Origin of the sequence: Rhodoferax sp., from assembly GCF_013297935.1 — a bacterium.
Taxonomy (GTDB): domain Bacteria; phylum Pseudomonadota; class Gammaproteobacteria; order Burkholderiales; family Burkholderiaceae_C; genus Allorhodoferax.
Map to the genome: position 1 here is coordinate 76,824 of NZ_JAAFIX010000010.1, position 15,547 is coordinate 92,370.

At 61.8% G+C, this 15,547-nt stretch carries 15 protein-coding genes; 14 read left to right on the forward strand and 1 reads right to left on the reverse strand.

Translation table 11 applies throughout. From position 1 onward, the window contains the following. The first annotated feature begins 7 nt into the window (after positions 1-7). The 14 genes from QZW03_RS13855 (at position 8) to QZW03_RS13920 (ending at position 14,648) form a co-directional block, all read left to right on the forward strand. Complete coding sequence (locus QZW03_RS13855; RefSeq protein ID WP_296510597.1) at positions 8-940, forward strand: LysR family transcriptional regulator; 933 nt, start codon at positions 8-10, stop codon at positions 938-940. A gap of 20 nt (positions 941-960) precedes the next feature. Then, positions 961-2,541 (forward strand): ABC transporter ATP-binding protein, encoded by a 1,581-nt coding sequence (locus QZW03_RS13860; protein ID WP_296510598.1) that lies wholly within the window; start codon positions 961-963, stop codon positions 2,539-2,541. Continuing rightward, complete coding sequence (locus QZW03_RS13865; protein ID WP_296510599.1) at positions 2,534-3,619, forward strand: ABC transporter permease; 1,086 nt, start codon at positions 2,534-2,536, stop codon at positions 3,617-3,619. The genes QZW03_RS13860 and QZW03_RS13865 overlap by 8 nt, the downstream gene beginning before the upstream one ends. After that, positions 3,619-4,539 (forward strand): ABC transporter permease, encoded by a 921-nt coding sequence (locus tag QZW03_RS13870; RefSeq protein WP_296510600.1) that lies wholly within the window; start codon positions 3,619-3,621, stop codon positions 4,537-4,539. Before QZW03_RS13865 ends, QZW03_RS13870 begins: the two co-directional genes overlap by 1 nt. A 49-nt stretch (positions 4,540-4,588) precedes the next feature. After that, positions 4,589-5,746 (forward strand): BMP family ABC transporter substrate-binding protein, encoded by a 1,158-nt coding sequence (locus tag QZW03_RS13875; RefSeq protein WP_296510601.1) that lies wholly within the window; start codon positions 4,589-4,591, stop codon positions 5,744-5,746. 79 nt (positions 5,747-5,825) lie between these two features. Further along, entirely contained in the window at positions 5,826-6,806 is a 981-nt protein-coding gene (locus QZW03_RS13880) for an aromatic ring-hydroxylating dioxygenase subunit alpha (protein ID WP_296510648.1), read from the forward strand. Then, on the forward strand, positions 6,806-7,855 hold the full coding sequence (locus QZW03_RS13885) for an adenosine deaminase (RefSeq protein WP_296510602.1): 1,050 nt from the start codon (positions 6,806-6,808) through the stop codon (positions 7,853-7,855). Before QZW03_RS13880 ends, QZW03_RS13885 begins: the two co-directional genes overlap by 1 nt. A 304-nt stretch (positions 7,856-8,159) precedes the next feature. Beyond that, complete coding sequence (gene queE, locus QZW03_RS13890) at positions 8,160-8,795, forward strand: 7-carboxy-7-deazaguanine synthase (RefSeq protein WP_296510603.1); 636 nt, start codon at positions 8,160-8,162, stop codon at positions 8,793-8,795. After that, entirely contained in the window at positions 8,792-9,199 is a 408-nt protein-coding gene (locus QZW03_RS13895) for a 6-carboxytetrahydropterin synthase (RefSeq protein ID WP_296510604.1), read from the forward strand. Before queE ends, QZW03_RS13895 begins: the two co-directional genes overlap by 4 nt. A 63-nt stretch (positions 9,200-9,262) precedes the next feature. Further along, positions 9,263-10,603 carry a guanine deaminase gene (gene guaD / locus QZW03_RS13900; RefSeq protein ID WP_296510605.1) on the forward strand — a complete coding sequence of 447 codons (1,341 nt, stop codon included), beginning with the start codon at positions 9,263-9,265 and terminating at the stop codon, positions 10,601-10,603. A gap of 383 nt (positions 10,604-10,986) precedes the next feature. Then, on the forward strand, positions 10,987-11,514 hold the full coding sequence (locus QZW03_RS13905; RefSeq protein ID WP_296510606.1) for a dCMP deaminase family protein: 528 nt from the start codon (positions 10,987-10,989) through the stop codon (positions 11,512-11,514). A gap of 161 nt (positions 11,515-11,675) precedes the next feature. Further along, a complete protein-coding gene (locus QZW03_RS13910) occupies positions 11,676-12,044 on the forward strand; it encodes a hypothetical protein (RefSeq protein ID WP_296510607.1) in 369 nt (122 codons plus the stop codon). 46 nt (positions 12,045-12,090) lie between these two features. Beyond that, positions 12,091-12,996 carry a neutral zinc metallopeptidase gene (locus QZW03_RS13915; RefSeq protein WP_296510608.1) on the forward strand — a complete coding sequence of 302 codons (906 nt, stop codon included), beginning with the start codon at positions 12,091-12,093 and terminating at the stop codon, positions 12,994-12,996. Between the two features lie 152 nt (positions 12,997-13,148). Then, positions 13,149-14,648 carry a DEAD/DEAH box helicase gene (locus tag QZW03_RS13920; protein ID WP_296510649.1) on the forward strand — a complete coding sequence of 500 codons (1,500 nt, stop codon included), beginning with the start codon at positions 13,149-13,151 and terminating at the stop codon, positions 14,646-14,648. Between the two features lie 25 nt (positions 14,649-14,673). Here the strand turns inward: QZW03_RS13920 and QZW03_RS13925 are convergent, their stop codons facing one another. Then, on the reverse strand, positions 14,674-15,528 hold the full coding sequence (locus QZW03_RS13925) for a symmetrical bis(5'-nucleosyl)-tetraphosphatase (RefSeq protein ID WP_296510609.1): 855 nt from the start codon (positions 15,526-15,528) through the stop codon (positions 14,674-14,676). Positions 15,529-15,547: the final 19 nt, after the last annotated feature.

The window sequence follows — 15,547 nt, forward strand, 5'->3', positions numbered from 1 at the left end:
GCTGTGTATGAGAGACCAATCCCTTTTCGACAAGATAGACCTTCATTTGATCAGGGTCCTTCATACCGTGTTAACTGAGCGCAGCGTATCCAAAGCCGCCATCCGTCTGGGCATGCACCAGCCGGCGGTCAGCGCGTCGCTCAAACGTTTGCGTGACTTTGCCGGCGACCCTTTGTTGGTGCGCTCCGGCTCCGGCATGGTGCCCACCGAGACGGCGCTGCGCATGCTGGAGCCCAGTGCCAGCATTTTGCGTGCCGCCGAAATGCTGTTCTCCGATGCGCGCGGTTTCGAGCCCGATGCCGCCCGCAACACCTTCCGGCTGGCGGCGAGTGACTACCTGGACCCTTTATTCCTACCCCGCCTGGTGGCCCAGATTAAAGAGAAGGCCCCGTTTGCAGAAATTGAGATCCACCCGCTCACGGGTGCCGCCGACTACCGCACCTTGCTGGCGCAGGGCGATATTGATGTAGTGATCGGCAACTGGCCGCAGCCACCGGATGATTTGCACCTGGGTCGCCTGTTTGGCGACGAGGTGGTGTGCCTGGTGTCCAACAAGCATCCGGCGGTGCGCAGGGGCTGGGACCAGACGCAGTGGCTGGAGGCTGAGCACATTGCCCCCGGAGCCACCCACCCGGGCGCCAAGGGCGTGATTGATGAGCATTTGACGGGCCTCGGTCTGCAGCGCCATATCGTGGCGCGATGCCCGCATTTCGGCCTCATACCCGGCATGGTGGCATCAACCTTGCTGGTGCTGACCACCGGACGCCAATACTGCGAACGCTTTGTCGACACGCTGCCAGTCACTATATTGCCTTGCCCTGTGGAGTTCCCCCGCATGATGTACTACCAGCTTTGGCATGCCCGCACGCACACCAGTGCGTCCAATAAGTGGTTGCGCGAGCGCATCAAGTCGGTGGCCGCTGAGCTCCGTAAAGAATAAATACAAACACAACTGTCCGTATGGAACCCCAAACCCCTTCGAATGCCGTGCCCCGGCTGCAACTCACCGGCATCACCAAGGCCTACCCGGGTGTCATCGCCAATAGCGATGTCTCGCTCACGGTGCTGCCCGGCCAGACCCATGCGGTGCTGGGCGAAAACGGCGCCGGCAAATCCACCTTGATGAAGATCATTTATGGCTCCATCAAACCCGACGCGGGCCAGGTGCTGTTCAACGGCAAGCCCGCCAACATCCGCAACCCCAAAGAGGCGCGGGCCTTGGGCATCAGCATGGTGTTCCAGCACTTCAACCTGTTTGACACCATCACCGTGGCGGAAAACGTGTGGCTGGGTCTGGACAAGGCGCAAAGCCTAGAGCAGGTCACCGCCAGCATCACCGCCAAAGCAGCCGAGTACGGCCTGGACATCGACCCCGGCCGCCCGGTACACACGCTGAGCGTGGGCGAGATGCAGCGGGTCGAAATCATCCGCGCTTTGCTGACCAACCCGCAGCTCCTGATTTTGGACGAGCCGACCTCGGTGCTCACGCCGCAGGCGGTGGAAAAGCTGTTTGTGGTGCTCAAGAAGCTGGCCGCACAGGGCTGCAGCATTTTGTACATCAGCCACAAGCTGCACGAGATTCGTGAGCTGTGCAATGCCTGCACCGTGCTGCGCGGTGGCAAAGTCACCGGGGTGTGCAACCCGGCCGAAGAATCCAACGCTTCTCTGTCCCGCTTGATGATCGGCGCAGAGCCACCTCAGTTGGAGCACCGCCCCCAGCAGGCGGGCTCACCGGTGCTCACGGTCAAAAACCTGAGTTTGGCCCGCGAGGACCAGTTCGGCGTCGACCTGAATGGCATTTCGCTCACGGTGCATGCGGGCGAGGTGGTGGGCATTGCGGGTGTATCCGGCAATGGCCAGAAAGAGTTGCTCTACGCCTTGTCGGGTGAAGATGTGCGCACACCCAAGGGCAGCGTCACCATGGGCAAAGCGGACGTGTCCGCCCTGCACCCCGGCGGCAGGCGCAAGCTGGGCCTGCACTTTGTGCCCGAAGAACGTTTGGGCCGCGGCGCGGTGCCGACGCTGAGCCTGGCCCAAAACATGTTGCTGACCCGCACCGAATCCATCACGGCGCCCAAGTTCGCTGGCGGCTGGATCCGGGTGCGCCAGCTCGAAGACCATGCGGCGCGCATCATCAAGTCTTTCAACGTCAAGGCCAACGGGCCCACGGCAGCGGCGCGCTCGCTCTCCGGCGGCAATTTGCAGAAGTTCATTGTGGGCCGCGAGATCGATGCGGCGCCCAAGCTCTTCATCGTGTCCCAGCCCACCTGGGGGGTGGATGTGGGGGCGGCCGCGCAGATTCGCGGTGAAGTTCTGGCGCTGCGCGATGCCGGCTGCGCGGTGCTGGTGGTGAGCGAGGAATTGGATGAATTGTTTGAGGTGAGCGACCGACTGCATGTGATTGCACATGGCAAGTTGTCTCCCTCGGTACCGGTGGCGGAAGCCACGGTGGAAAAGATCGGGGAATGGATGAGCGGACTGTGGGACAACTCGGGCGCAACGGCAAAGGTAATGGCCACGGTGGAGGTGGCCCATGGCTAAGTCCGGACTGAAACTGGAGGCGCGGCCTCAGCCTTCCAAAGCCTGGAGTTACGGCTCCCCCCTGCTGGCGCTGGTGGTCACCGTCATCATTGGCGTCATCTTGTTTGCGGCCCTGGGCAAAGACCCGGTGCGCGGCCTGCTGGTGTTCTTCTGGGAACCCATCAAAAGCGGTTATGCGCTGGGCGAGCTAGTGGTCAAGGCCACGCCGCTGCTGGTGATCGCTTTGGGCTTGGCGGTGTGCTTTCGCTCCAATGTGTGGAATATCGGTGCCGAAGGCCAGTACATCATTGGCGCGATTGCAGCGAGCGGCGTGGCCTTGTTGGCCGGGAAGACCACCGGTGGCTGGATCGTCGTGCCGGTGGTGCTGGCCGGCATCGCGGGCGGCATGGTCTGGGCGGGGCTGACAGCCTTCTTGCGCGACAAATTCAACGCCAATGAAATTCTGGTGAGTCTGATGCTGGTGTACGTGGCGGTACAGGTTCTGGGTTACCTGGTGTATGGCCCCTGGAAAGACCCCTTGGGCTACAACTTTCCGCAAACCAAGACCTTTGAGGCTGCCACCCGTATTCCGCGCTTGTTTGAGGGTTCACGCATGAGTATCGGGGTGGTGTTGGCCCTGATCGGTGTGGCCGGTGTCTGGATCTTTCTGTTCCGTACCCGTGCCGGCTTTGCCCAGCAGGTGGGCGGGCTGGCACCGGCAGCTGCGCGTTACGCCGGGTTTTCATCCCGCAAAGCGCTGTGGACGGCTTTGTTGGTATCCGGTGGCATGGCCGGTTTGGCCGGTGCGCTGGAGGTAGCCGGCCCGATCGGACAACTCACGCCCTATGTGCCGGCAGGCTACGGCTTTGCGGCCATCATCGTGGCCTATGTGGGGCGCTTGCATCCCGTGGGCATGGTGTTCTCGGCGCTGCTGATGAGCATGTTTTATATCGGCGGCGAGTTGGCCCAGTCCCGTTTGGGGCTCCCCAAATCGCTCACCGGCGTGTTCCAGGGCTTGCTGTTGTTCAGCTTGTTGGCCTGCGACACTTTGGTGAATTACCGCCTCAAATGGGTCTCCGCCGCAGGAGGTAAAAAATAATGGATGCCTACGCACTGCTGATTGCAGCCACCCTGAACGCCGGTACCGTGCTGGCCATTGCCTCGCTGGGGCTGCTGATCAATGAAAAGGCCGGTATCGTGAACCTCGGTGCCGAGGGCATGATGCTCTGCGCCGCCATTGCGGGTTTCGCCGCCGTGGTGCACACCGGGAGCGATGTGGCCGGTTTCATGGCCGGTATTACGGCGGGGGCTGTCATGGCTGCCATCTTTGGCGTGCTGGTGATCTGGCTCAACACCAACCAATACGCCACGGGCCTGGCGCTCAGCCTGTTTGGTGCAGGGTTTTCGGCTTTCGCCGGAATCTCCTACGTGCAAGAGAAAATGCCCGAGCGCCCCAGTTTTGCGATTCCCGGCCTCTCGGACATCCCCTTCATCGGTCCGGCCTTCTTTAAGCACCACCCTATGGTGTACCTGACGGTGCTGTTTGCGCTGGCTTTGATCTGGGTTTTGTACCGCACCCGGGCCGGTTTGATTTTGCGAAGCGTGGGCGAGAGCCCCGAGTCCGCCCATGCGCTGGGTTATCCGGTACGCGCCATCCGGCTGGGGGCGGTGGTGTCCGGTGGGGCCTTGTGTGGTTTGGCCGGTGCCTATATTTCCGTTATCTACACCCCGCTGTGGGTGGAGGGCATGGTGGCCGGCAAGGGCTGGATTGCGCTGGCGCTGACCACCTTTGCCACGTGGCGCCCGGCACGGGTGTTGCTTGGTGCCTATTTGTTCGGCGGCGTGACCATGTTGCAGTTTCACTTGCAGGGTGCCGGCGTCGAAGTGCCCAGCCAGTTCTTGACCATGTTGCCGTATCTTGCGACCATCGTGGTCTTGGCCCTGATTTCGCGCAACCCGCGCTGGATACGGATTAACATGCCTGCTTCTATCGGCAAGCCGTTTTATCCGGGCTCCTGATGCGCGAAAGTTTCGTTTTTCATCCCTCGTTTTTTTATAAGGAAGTGACATGACAGATTTGCACAAACGCTCCTTGCTGAAGGTAGCGGCCCTGACGGCCGTGGCCGGCGCTGCCTTGGTTGGCTGCGGCAAGAAGGAAGAGCCGGCTCCTGCGCCCGCACCGGCACCGGCTGCTTCGGCACCTGCGCCCAAGCCAGAGCCATTGAAGATTGCGTTCGCCTACGTCGGCCCTGTGGGCGACGGCGGCTGGACTTTTGCGCACGACAACGGCCGCAAAGCCCTGGAAGCCGAGTTCGGCGACAAAATCGTGACCTCTTTCGTCGAAAACGTGCCTGAGTCCGCTGACGCGGAGCGCGTTATCCGCGAAATGGCCAGCAGCGGCAACAAGCTGATCTTCGGCACCACCTTCGGTTACATGGAGCCCATGCTCAAGGTGGCTCCTGAGTTCAAGGACGTGAAGTTCGAGCACGCCACCGGCTACAAACAAGCCGAGAACATGCGCACTTACGACAGCCGCACCTACGAAGGCGCGTACATGGCGGGTGTGATTGCCGGCAAGATGACCAAGTCCAACACCCTGGGTGTGGTGGCTTCGATCCCAATTCCTGAAGTGATCCGCAACATCAACAGCTTCACCTTGGGTGCACAGAGCATCAACCCCAAAATCAAGACCAAAGTGGTCTGGGTGAACGGCTGGTTTGATCCACCGAAAGAAACTGAAGCCGCAACATCGCTGATCAACGGCGGTGCTGACGTCTTGTTCCAAAACACCGACTCTCCTGCTGTCTTGAAGACCGCAGAAGCCAAGGGCAAGCGCGCCTTCGGTTGGGACTCTGACATGACTGCCTACGGCCCCAAGGCCCACTTGGCATCTGCCGTGATCAACTGGGGTCCTTACTACATCTCCGCGACCAAGGCCGCGTTGGACGGCTCTTGGAAGGGCGGCACCGGTTCCTGGCTGGGCGTGAAAGATGGCGCGATCGACATCGTGTCTATTGCTGAAGACGTGCCTGCTGAAACCAAGGCCAAGGTTGAAGAAATCAAGGCCGGTCTGAAAGACGGCACCTTCTCCATCTGGAAAGGTCCTCTGAAAGACAGCGCAGGCAAGGAAGTCTTGAAAGACGGCGAAACCGCTGACGACAAGTTCCTCTCCGGCGTGAACTTCTACGTCAAGGGCGTGGAAGGCAAGGTTCCCGGCGCCAAGTAATGGTGACCCGGTAGCTGAAAGGGCCGCCCTGTGCGGCCCTTTTTTGTTCATGCGTCAACCGTAGAAAAACATGGAAATTTTGAAAGAGGCCAGCCTGTGGCACCCCGTGGCCGCAAGTGATGCCCTACAGGCTGACCCACTGGGCGTGCAATTGCTGGGCGAGGCTGTGGTGTTGTGGCGCGATGCCACAGGCCAGGCCCACGCTTTGGCCGACCAGTGCCCGCACCGCGGCGCTAAGTTGTCGCTGGGGCGTGTGTGTGGCGGGCGGCTGGAGTGCCCCTACCACGGCTGGCAGTTTTCTGGCGATGGCGCGTGCCGGCATGTGCCTGCACTGCCGGACTTTGTGCCGCCGTCGGGCCACGCTGCGCGCGTGTATGCCGCGCAAGAGCGCTACGGCCTAGTCTGGGTGCAATTGCAAGCAGACACCAGCCACACGGTGCCTGAATTTGCCGCCGAAACCGACGGCCAGTTGCGCAAGCTCAACTGCGGCCCCTACGATGTGGCTACCAGCGCGCCACGCATCATCGAGAATTTTTTGGACATGGCGCACTTCGGCTTTGTGCACGACGGCTGGCTGGGCATGCGCGCGGCCCCCGCGATTGACGACTACACCGTAGCGCCCACGCCCACTGGCTTGCGCGCGACCCAATGCAAAGCCTGGCAGCCGCAGAGCAATGTGCACTCCACCGCCCCTGCGCAGGTGGAGTACACCTATGAAGTGGTGGCCCCCTACACCGCCGTGTTGACCAAGGTACCCGATGCGGCCAGCGTGGCCTTGCAAGGGTTTCGTGAATCTATTGCGCTGTTCATTTGCCCGATAACACCAGAGACCAGCCGGGTCTGGTTTCGTTTGGCCATGGCCGACTTCGAGTCGCCCGACACCAAACTGCAAGATTTTCAGCACACCATCTTCATGCAGGACAAGCCGGTGCTGGAGTCACAGACCCCGAAGCGCCTGCCCTTGGATGTGCGCACCGAAGCACACACTGCGGCCGACAAAGCCTCGTCCGCCTACCGCCGCTTTTTAAAGCAAGAAACAATCACTTTTGGAGTCTGCTGATGACCACCTTTCCTACCGTTCCCACCGTTGCAGCGGACCGCATGCCCGCACTCCTGCGCGCCATGCCCAAAGCCGAGCTGCATATGCACATTGAAGGCTCGCTGGAGCCCGAGCTGATGTTCGCTTTAGCCAAGCGCAACAACGTGCCGCTGCGCTTCCCGAGCGAGCAGGCGCTGCGCGATGCGTATGTGTTCAACAACCTGCAAGAGTTTTTGGACATCTACCACGAAGGCACCATGGTGCTGAAGACCGAGCAGGACTTCTACGACATGACCTGCGCCTACCTGGCCCGCGCGCAGGCCGACAACGTGCTGCACACCGAAATCTTTTTCGACACCCAAACGCACACCGGCCACGGCCTGAGCGCCGACGTGGTGATCAAAGGCCTCTACCGCGCCTGTGCCGATGCACCGGCCAAGTTCGGCATGACGGCTTCGTTGATTTTGTGTTTCTTACGCCATCTGAGCGAAGAGGAAGCCTTTGAATGCCTGGAGCAAGCACTGCCCTTGCGTGACAAGATCGTGGGCATAGGCCTGGCGTCCAGCGAAGTAGGGCACCCGCCCGAGAAGTTCGCCAAGGTGTACGCGCGCGCCAAACAGCTGGGCTTCCGGCTGGTGGCCCACGCGGGCGAAGAGGCGCCACCCGCCTATATCTGGAGCGCGCTCGATGTGCTCAAGGTCGAGCGCATCGACCACGGCGTGCAGGCCATTCACGACGCGGCGCTGATGCAGCGCTTGGCTGCCGACAAGGTGCCACTCACCGTGTGCCCGCTGTCCAACCTCAAGCTGCGCGTGTTCCCCACACTGTCCCAGCACAACATTGGCACCATGCTGGACGCCGGCATTGTGGCCACCATCAACTCTGACGACCCGGCGTACTTCGGTGGCTACCTGAACGAAAACTTCACCCAGACCTTTGCGGCCCTGGGCCTGAGCGCCCAGCACGCTTACACCTTGGCCCGCAACAGCTTTGACGCCAGCTTCATTGACGCGTCGCTGCGCCAGAAGTATGTGCAGCGCTTGGATGGAGTGTTTGAAACCTTCCGTTAATAGTTAGTCCAGTGGCTCCCACCGGCCCCCGGGCTGCAGTTTGGTGCCAAATCGGCTTCTAGCCCATATAGCAACTGCGCGGGTAGCTATCAAATAGATAGTATTCGCCGCGCTGTATACCGTTGACAGGCCCGCACGGTAAAATCCCCCGCAAGGCCCGCTGCTCCGGCGGGCCTTGTTGTTTGTGTTCCGGAGCCATGTAGAGGACTACCATGTACAAAAACCTCGTGCCCCCACGCTGTGGGGTGTGCCAGCACGCGTGCCTTGGGGCCGCACCGCAGTCGCTTTCCTCCGGGAGCGCTGCATGACTTACCAGGTCAAAGAAATCTTTTACACCTTGCAGGGCGAAGGCTCGCACGCAGGGCGCCCGGCCGTGTTCTGCCGCTTTGCCGGCTGCAACCTCTGGACCGGCCGCGAGCAGGACCGCGCCACCGCCGTCTGCCAGTTTTGCGACACCGACTTTGTGGGTACCGACGGCACCTTGGGCGGCAAGTTCCGCACCGCGCAGGACTTGGCCGAACGCATTGCGGCGCAGTGGCCTTCTGACGACCATGCACACCGCTTTGTGGTCATGACCGGCGGTGAGCCGCTCCTGCAGGTCGACACCGCGCTCATCGACGCGCTGCACGCCTTGGGCTTTCAGATCGCCGTGGAAACCAATGGCACGGTGCTGGCGCCCGAAGGCATCGACTGGATTTGCGTGAGCCCCAAAGCCGGCTCGCAGTGGATTCAGCGCCAAGGCCATGAGCTCAAGCTGGTCTGGCCGCAGCCCGGCATCTCGCTCGAGGAGTGTGAGGCGGCGGACTTTCAGCACCGCTACCTGCAGCCCATGGACAACATCTTGCGCGCAGACAACACCCGCGCTTGCATCTCCCATTGCATGCAGCACCCGGCGTGGCGCCTGTCCCTGCAAACCCACAAAATCACAGGCATCCGATGACCCAAGCACCCGCCATACCGCTCCCCCGCAGCTGCGAGGTCAGCCAGAAGTTTTTCTTCGACGCCGCCCACACTCTGAAACGCACGGTGGATGACGCTGAAGAGATCGCCGGAAGCCGCCGCATCCACGGCCACACCTACCACTCCGAGGTGACGGTGACCGGCAACGCCGATGCGGACACCGGCATGGTGGTGGACCTGGGCCACCTGCGCAATGCGATTGCCGTGCTGCGTCCCCGCCTGGACCACCACTTGCTGGACGAGGTCGAGGGCCTGGGCCCCGGCACCTTGGAGAACCTGGCTGCCTTCATTTGGCGTGCAATGGCCGCTGAGTTTCCGGGCCTGTCGCAAGTGCGCGTCTGGCGCGATGGCATCGGCGACAGCTGCACCCTGCGCGCCCACTGATTGTCCGCGCTTGGTACAGACATTGCTGCTACGCCACCTCCTGCGTCTTTGAAGCTCACCACCATGAACGCCTACCGCGCCTCCCTCCTCTGGTTTGCCCCCCGCAGCGAGGGCGTGGCCCGTGCCCTGTATGAGCAAGACGGCCTGCTGGTCGTCGGGCCTGACGCCCACGGCCGCCAAGTGGTGCAGGCCATCGGTGCGTACAGCGCGGTGGCCCAGCAGTACCCGCAGGTGCCGGTGCAGCATTTTCCCGGCCGCATGATCGCGCCGGGCTTTATCGACCTGCACATTCACTACCCGCAGATCGACGTGATCGGTTCGCCCGCCAGCGGTTTGTTGCCGTGGCTCGAGAACTACACGTTTCCGGAAGAAAATCGCTTCTCAGCCCCCGAGCACAGTGCGCAAGCAGCTACGTTTTTTGTAGCGGAGCTGTTGCGCAACGGCGTCACCACCGCGCTCACTTTCGCTACCTCACACCCCGAGTCGGTCAATGCCTTGTTCACCGAGGCGCAAGCCCGACGCATGCGCCTGATCACCGGGCTGGTGCTGATGGACCGCCACGCCCCGGACTACCTGGTGAACCAGGGGCAGGGCGGTGTGAGCGGCACCGAGCAAAGCCTGCGCGATACCGAGTCGCTGATCCAGCGTTGGCACGGCGTGGACCGCTTGGGCTACGCGATTACCCCGCGCTTTGCCCCCACCAGCACCGACGCCCAGTTGCGCGGCGCGGGCGAGTTGGCCCAGCAATACGGAGATGTGTGGATCCAGAGCCATGTGGCCGAGAACAAAGATGAGATCACCTGGGCGCGCGAGCTGTTCCCGGCGTCCCGCTCCTACCTCGCCACCTATGACGATTTCGGCCTGATGCGCGAACGCGCCATCTACGCCCACTGCATCCACTTTGATGACGACGACCGTGCCCTTATGCGCGACACCGGCGCGGCTGCGGCCATCAGCCCGACCAGCAACCTGTTTTTGGGCAGCGGCTTTTTCGACTACGAAGGCGCAGACCGCGTGGGCTACCAGTACGGTCTGGCCAGCGATGTGGGCGGCGGCACCAGCTTCAGCCCCTTCCACACCATGCTGGCCGCGTACTACGTGGGCCGCGAAGGCCAGACCAAAACCGGACTCTCGCTCTCGCCCCAACACCTGTGGTGGCAGCACACCGCGGGTGCCGCGGCGGCCTTGGGGCTGGACGGCGCGAACGGCGGTCCCGCAGTGGGCAACCTGCTGCCCGGTTGCGAGGCCGACTTTGTGGTCCTCAACCCCCAAGCCACGCCCTTGCTGGCTCGCAAGACGGCGCTGGCGTCTAACCTCGACGAGCTACTGTTCAGCCTGATCGTGCTGGGCGACGACCGCCTGGTCGAGAAAACTTTGATTTCACAGGACTTGAAATATGCGTAAGTTCGCAGCTTGTTGGTCGGTTGTGTTCGCTTTAGGTTTGCTGGCTGGGTGCGGCCCCAGTAGCTTCCTCGCTCGGGCGCAAGAGATTTGCAACAAATACCCGACACCAGACGCCAGAGCCGAATGCGAGCAACGAGACAAGCAGACGCAAGCTGCGATGCAGCACCAGAAGGCGCAAGACGCACGCGAACAGCAAAGTCGAGAAGTCGGCGATGGCCAGCCGTCTGGCAGTTTGTGCTTTGTGCGAAAGTCAACCGGGGAGCGCGTCTGCCCTAACTGAGCCTTTGCACAGTAGCAGGTGGCATCGGGCACCGTCATGGCGCGCCAGTCGCGCCCAGATCGCCCTGTAGGCGGTGCTAGACTGCCCGAAACCACCGCATGCTATGAAAAACGACTCTCTGATTCACTGGCATTCCATGTTCATGGGCGTAGCGCTCCTAGCGGCCGCACGCTCCAAAGACGCCCGCAAGCGCAACGGCGCCTGCATCGTCGGCCCGGACAACAAAATCTCGGGCGTGGGCTACAACGGCCTGCCCCGCGGCTGCGACGATACCGACCCCCACTACTGGCAGGACGACGACACCGACCCGCTGAACTCGCGCCACAGCTACATCGTGCATGCCGAGCAAAACGCCATCCTGAACTGCACCACGCTGCCACTGCATGGTTCTACCATCTACGCAACGCAGTACCCCTGCCCACGCTGTGTGCAGTCCATCATCCAGGTGGGCATCAAGCGCGTCGTGTACCTCGACAAAAAAGCGCACCAGGACCGGGTGAACGGTGCCTCTGAAAAAATGCTGGCCGATGCGGGGGTGGAAATCGAGTCCTTGCAGGCTTTGCAGCCAGAGTCCGCTGAATGGTCAGCGGAACTGGCGAAGTTCATTGAAACCTCCACGTCTGCTAGATAGAGCAGATTAGAGCTCGACAGATCGTGACAGCGGAATTGAGATCCCAGACTTCAGCGCTTCCAACAACGAGACCTCAATACGGCCCTTACTCTGACAAGGCAGTTGTCGGACGGTTTGTATTGTTGGGGCCATTGCCTGCCGCGTTGCTGCCTTGGAGTGTTATGGGTTTCCTTGGCAATTGGAGCGACTGGCGCGTCGCATTCATGTGGATGCCTTCGACCTATTTGGCAGGCGCAATTCCTGCACTGATTGCCGGACTCATTTTCTGCAAAGTCCGTCAACTGATTCCTTGGGCAGGTAGACGTCGCAATGTGCTGCTTCATGCCGGTGTGGGTGCATTGGTGGGTTTGCTTACAGGTGCATCCGTCTACTTGATGTTTTTCGACCTAGGCTCCGATTTGACTTTGTTAGAACGCATGATTTCAGATTGGTGGCCGCTGGGAGCGCCCGGTCTTGCTGGCGGTGCTCTGGCTGGTACTTTCATTGGCGCTGGGCGGAGCCTGTTTTTTGCTGAAGATTCGACCTGCTGACGCTGTTTCCGCAAGCAGACCAAGAGATCACATAAAGGAAATTTCTATGAAATGGGAAGGTAACCGCCAGTCCGACAACGTCGAAGACCGCCGCAGCGGTGGTGGGGGCGGGGGCTTCAGTGGCGGCGGAGGGCTAGGCCCTTTGGGCGCGCTGCTGAGTGGTCGCTTGGGCGTGGGCACTATCGTCATCGCCTTGCTGGGGGGATGGGTGCTGGGTATCAACCCCCTGACCATTTTGAATGCCTTGAGCGGCGGCGGAGCGCCTACCGCGCAGGTGCAGCAGGCACCGGCCCAACGCCCGCCGGCCGATGACAAGATGGCTCAGTTTGTGTCCACCGTGCTCGCAGATACCGAAGACGTGTGGGGCGAAGTCTTCACCAAAGGCGGCGCCACGTATCGCAACCCCAAGCTGGTGCTGTTCCGCGGCACCACGCCAACGGCGTGCGGCCAGGGCCAGAGCGCCATGGGCCCGTTTTATTGCCCTGCTGACCAAAAGGTCTACATAGACCTCGGTTTTTACGAAACGCTGCAAAAGCAATTGGGCGCGCCCGGTGACTTTGCGCAGGCGTATGTGATCGCCCACGAGGTAGGCCACCACGTGCAAAACCTGCTGGGCATCAGCGCCAAGGTGCAGGAAGCCCGAGGCCGCGCGAGCGAGGCTGAAGGCAACGCCTTGAGCGTGCGCCTGGAGCTGCAGGCGGACTGCTTTGCCGGCGTCTGGGCGCACCACGCCAACAACGCCCGCCAGCTGCTCGAAGAGGGCGATGTAGCCGAAGCCATGAATGCCGCCGCCAAAATCGGCGACGACGCTCTGCAACGTGGCGCAGGCCGAGCGGTGGTGCCTGATAGCTTTACCCACGGCAGCAGCGCACAGCGCCAGCGTTGGTTCGACAAGGGCCTGAAAACCGGCAGCGTCAAGGGCTGCGATACGTTTTCCAGCCGCACTTTGTAGGACTAGGGGATAATCGGGGTTTGCCCTGACTTCCTTTGGGCGACCCGCTATCGGATGGATAGCACTCTTTATGGCTATGCCTTACCGATTTGATTACTGAATTGACTCCCACTCCCGTGAACTCCAACGAGCTCACCTCGGACACTCCCACCATGGCTTTCGCCCAGCTGCAGCTGGCAGACCCTCTTGCCCGTGCTGTGGCGGAGATGGGCTACACGACCATGACGCCCATCCAGGCGCAGGCCATTCCCGTGGTCCTGACCGGCAAAGATGTGATGGGCGCTGCCCAGACGGGCACCGGTAAAACCGCTGCATTCGCGTTGCCCCTGCTGCAGCGCATGATGAAGCACGAAAACGCTTCCACTTCGCCTGCACGCCATCCGGTGCGAGCCCTGGTATTGCTGCCCACCCGTGAGTTGGCAGACCAGGTGGCCCAACAGGTCAAGCTGTATGCCAAGTACACCAACCTGCGCAGCGCCGTGGTGTTTGGAGGGATGGACATGAAGCCTCAGACCCTGGAGCTCAAAGCCGGCGTCGAGGTGTTGGTGGCCACCCCGGGCCGTTTGCTGGACCATATTGAAGCCAAGAACGCCGTCTTGAACCAGGTTGAGTACGTGGTGCTGGACGAAGCGGACCGCATGCTGGACATCGGTTTCCTGCCGGACCTGCAGCGCATCTTGAGCTACCTGCCCAAGGCCCGCACGACGCTGCTGTTCTCGGCGACCTTCTCTCCCGAAATCAAGCGCCTGGCCAACAGCTACCTGCAAAACCCGGTCACGATTGAAGTGGCGCGCTCGAATGCGACTGCTTCCACGGTGGAGCAGCACTTCTACCGGGTGAACGACGACGACAAGCGCCACGCGCTCTTGCAGATCGTGCGCAGCAAGCAGATCAAGCAAGCCTTTGTGTTCGTGAACAGCAAGCTCGGCTGCGCCCGTTTGACCCGCTCCCTGGAGCGCGACGGCCTGCGTGCTGCAGCCCTGCACGGTGACAAGAGCCAGGACGAGCGCCTGAAGGCCCTGGATGCCTTCAAAAAAGGCGAGGTCGATTTGCTGGTCTGTACCGACGTGGCCGCCCGCGGCCTGGACATCAAAGATGTGCCCGCCGTGTTCAACATGGACATTCCGTTCAACGCAGAAGACTATGTGCACCGCATCGGCCGCACCGGTCGCGCTGGAGCCTCTGGCCTGGCGGTGAGCTTTGTCGGCGGCGGCAACGATGCCCGTCTGGTGGCGGATATCGAGAAGCTCATCAAGACCAAAATCGAGCTGGAAGCGGTGGAGTTTGACGAAGACCGCCCGGACATCCGCACCCAGGGCCGTATCAATGATGGCCGTCGCCTGTATTCCGAGAGCGGCGAGCAAGCTCGGGGTCCGCGCAGCGAAGGCCGCGGTGACAGCCGTGGAGATGGCCGTGGCCGCAGCCACAGCAATGAGCGGGACGACGCTTACCGGACCCGCGCTCACCGCGACTATGGCCGTCCGGCGCCCGCGCCACGGGATCCCTTTTTTGACAAGCCTTACGAGCCCACCGCACCGGCAGCCGAAGTGGCAGCACCCTCGTGGGAGTCATCCGGCAAGTCCGCTGCGCGGGGCATCTCGGCCAACATCAAGCCCAAGCGCAAGGTTGCTGCCTTGTTCAAGGCGGCCTGAAACCGGCGGGTGTTGCAGGTGTGCCTTAGTCCCCGGGCTCCTGGGACTGGGCGCACCGCACTTGCATCAATTCAGTCGACAGGCCTCCCTGCGCGGCTGCGCTAACCCGCAACGCGCTGAGGCAACCTCCCCACACACAGCCGCTGTCCAGAGCCCAGACATCCGGCCGGGCTAGCCAGCCCAGGGTCGACCAGTGCCCGAAGGCCACGATCTCACGGGTCGTCTGGCGTGCCGGGGTGTCAAACCACGGTACATATCCGTCGGGCGCAGCGTCCAGACCGCCGGAGTGCTTGAACTCCATCGCACCACCGGGCGTGCAGTAGCGGAGCCGGGTGAGTGCATTAACGATCACCCGCAAGCGGTCAGGCCCGGTGAGCGAGTCGCTCCACGCGTCGGGGCCGTTGCCGTACATGTCCTGAAAGAATTGGTGTGCGTCGGGCGCTTGCAGCGCTGCTTCGACTTCGCGTGCTAGTGCTATTGTTTTAGTAGCTGTCCAGGCAGGTAATACGCCGGCATGCACCATTAAGAGCTCTGAATTCCCGACCTTTTCCAGCAGGGCCATTTTTTGATGCCGGAGCCAGTGCAGCAGGGCGGGGGCATCTTCCGCTTCCAGCAAAGGCGCCAGCGTGTCGCGCTTGCCCGGTTTGCGAACGCCGTAGCTCACTGCCAACAGGTGCAGGTCGTGGTTGCCGAGCAGGCAGCGGGCTGCATCGCCGTAGCGTTGCAGCCGTCGCAGCACTTGGGCAGACTCAGGGCCTCGATTGACGAGGTCGCCCAACAGATAGAGCGTGTCACGGCTGGGGGAAAAGTCGATGGTGCGGGTGAGCTGTTCCAGCGCGCTGTCGCAGCCCTGAACATCACCGATAAGGTACATTGCCATGTCTCGATTCTCGCTTGCC

Excerpts from the sequence above, each read along its gene's own strand:
- QZW03_RS13885 (WP_296510602.1), top strand. The coding sequence starts at position 6,806 with ATGACCACCTTTCCTACCGTTCCCACCGTTGCAGCGGACCGCATGCCC.
- QZW03_RS13910 (WP_296510607.1), top strand. The coding sequence starts at position 11,676 with ATGGGTTTCCTTGGCAATTGGAGCGACTGGCGCGTCGCATTCATGTGG.
- QZW03_RS13925 (WP_296510609.1), bottom strand. The coding sequence starts at position 15,528 with ATGGCAATGTACCTTATCGGTGATGTTCAGGGCTGCGACAGCGCGCTG.
- QZW03_RS13865 (WP_296510599.1), top strand. The coding sequence starts at position 2,534 with ATGGCTAAGTCCGGACTGAAACTGGAGGCGCGGCCTCAGCCTTCCAAA.
- QZW03_RS13895 (WP_296510604.1), top strand. The coding sequence starts at position 8,792 with ATGACCCAAGCACCCGCCATACCGCTCCCCCGCAGCTGCGAGGTCAGC.
- QZW03_RS13860 (WP_296510598.1), top strand. The coding sequence starts at position 961 with ATGGAACCCCAAACCCCTTCGAATGCCGTGCCCCGGCTGCAACTCACC.
- QZW03_RS13905 (WP_296510606.1), top strand. The coding sequence starts at position 10,987 with ATGAAAAACGACTCTCTGATTCACTGGCATTCCATGTTCATGGGCGTA.
- QZW03_RS13875 (WP_296510601.1), top strand. The coding sequence starts at position 4,589 with ATGACAGATTTGCACAAACGCTCCTTGCTGAAGGTAGCGGCCCTGACG.
- guaD (WP_296510605.1), top strand. The coding sequence starts at position 9,263 with ATGAACGCCTACCGCGCCTCCCTCCTCTGGTTTGCCCCCCGCAGCGAG.
- queE (WP_296510603.1), top strand. The coding sequence starts at position 8,160 with ATGACTTACCAGGTCAAAGAAATCTTTTACACCTTGCAGGGCGAAGGC.
- QZW03_RS13855 (WP_296510597.1), top strand. The coding sequence starts at position 8 with ATGAGAGACCAATCCCTTTTCGACAAGATAGACCTTCATTTGATCAGG.
- QZW03_RS13920 (WP_296510649.1), top strand. The coding sequence starts at position 13,149 with ATGGCTTTCGCCCAGCTGCAGCTGGCAGACCCTCTTGCCCGTGCTGTG.
- QZW03_RS13870 (WP_296510600.1), top strand. The coding sequence starts at position 3,619 with ATGGATGCCTACGCACTGCTGATTGCAGCCACCCTGAACGCCGGTACC.
- QZW03_RS13915 (WP_296510608.1), top strand. The coding sequence starts at position 12,091 with ATGAAATGGGAAGGTAACCGCCAGTCCGACAACGTCGAAGACCGCCGC.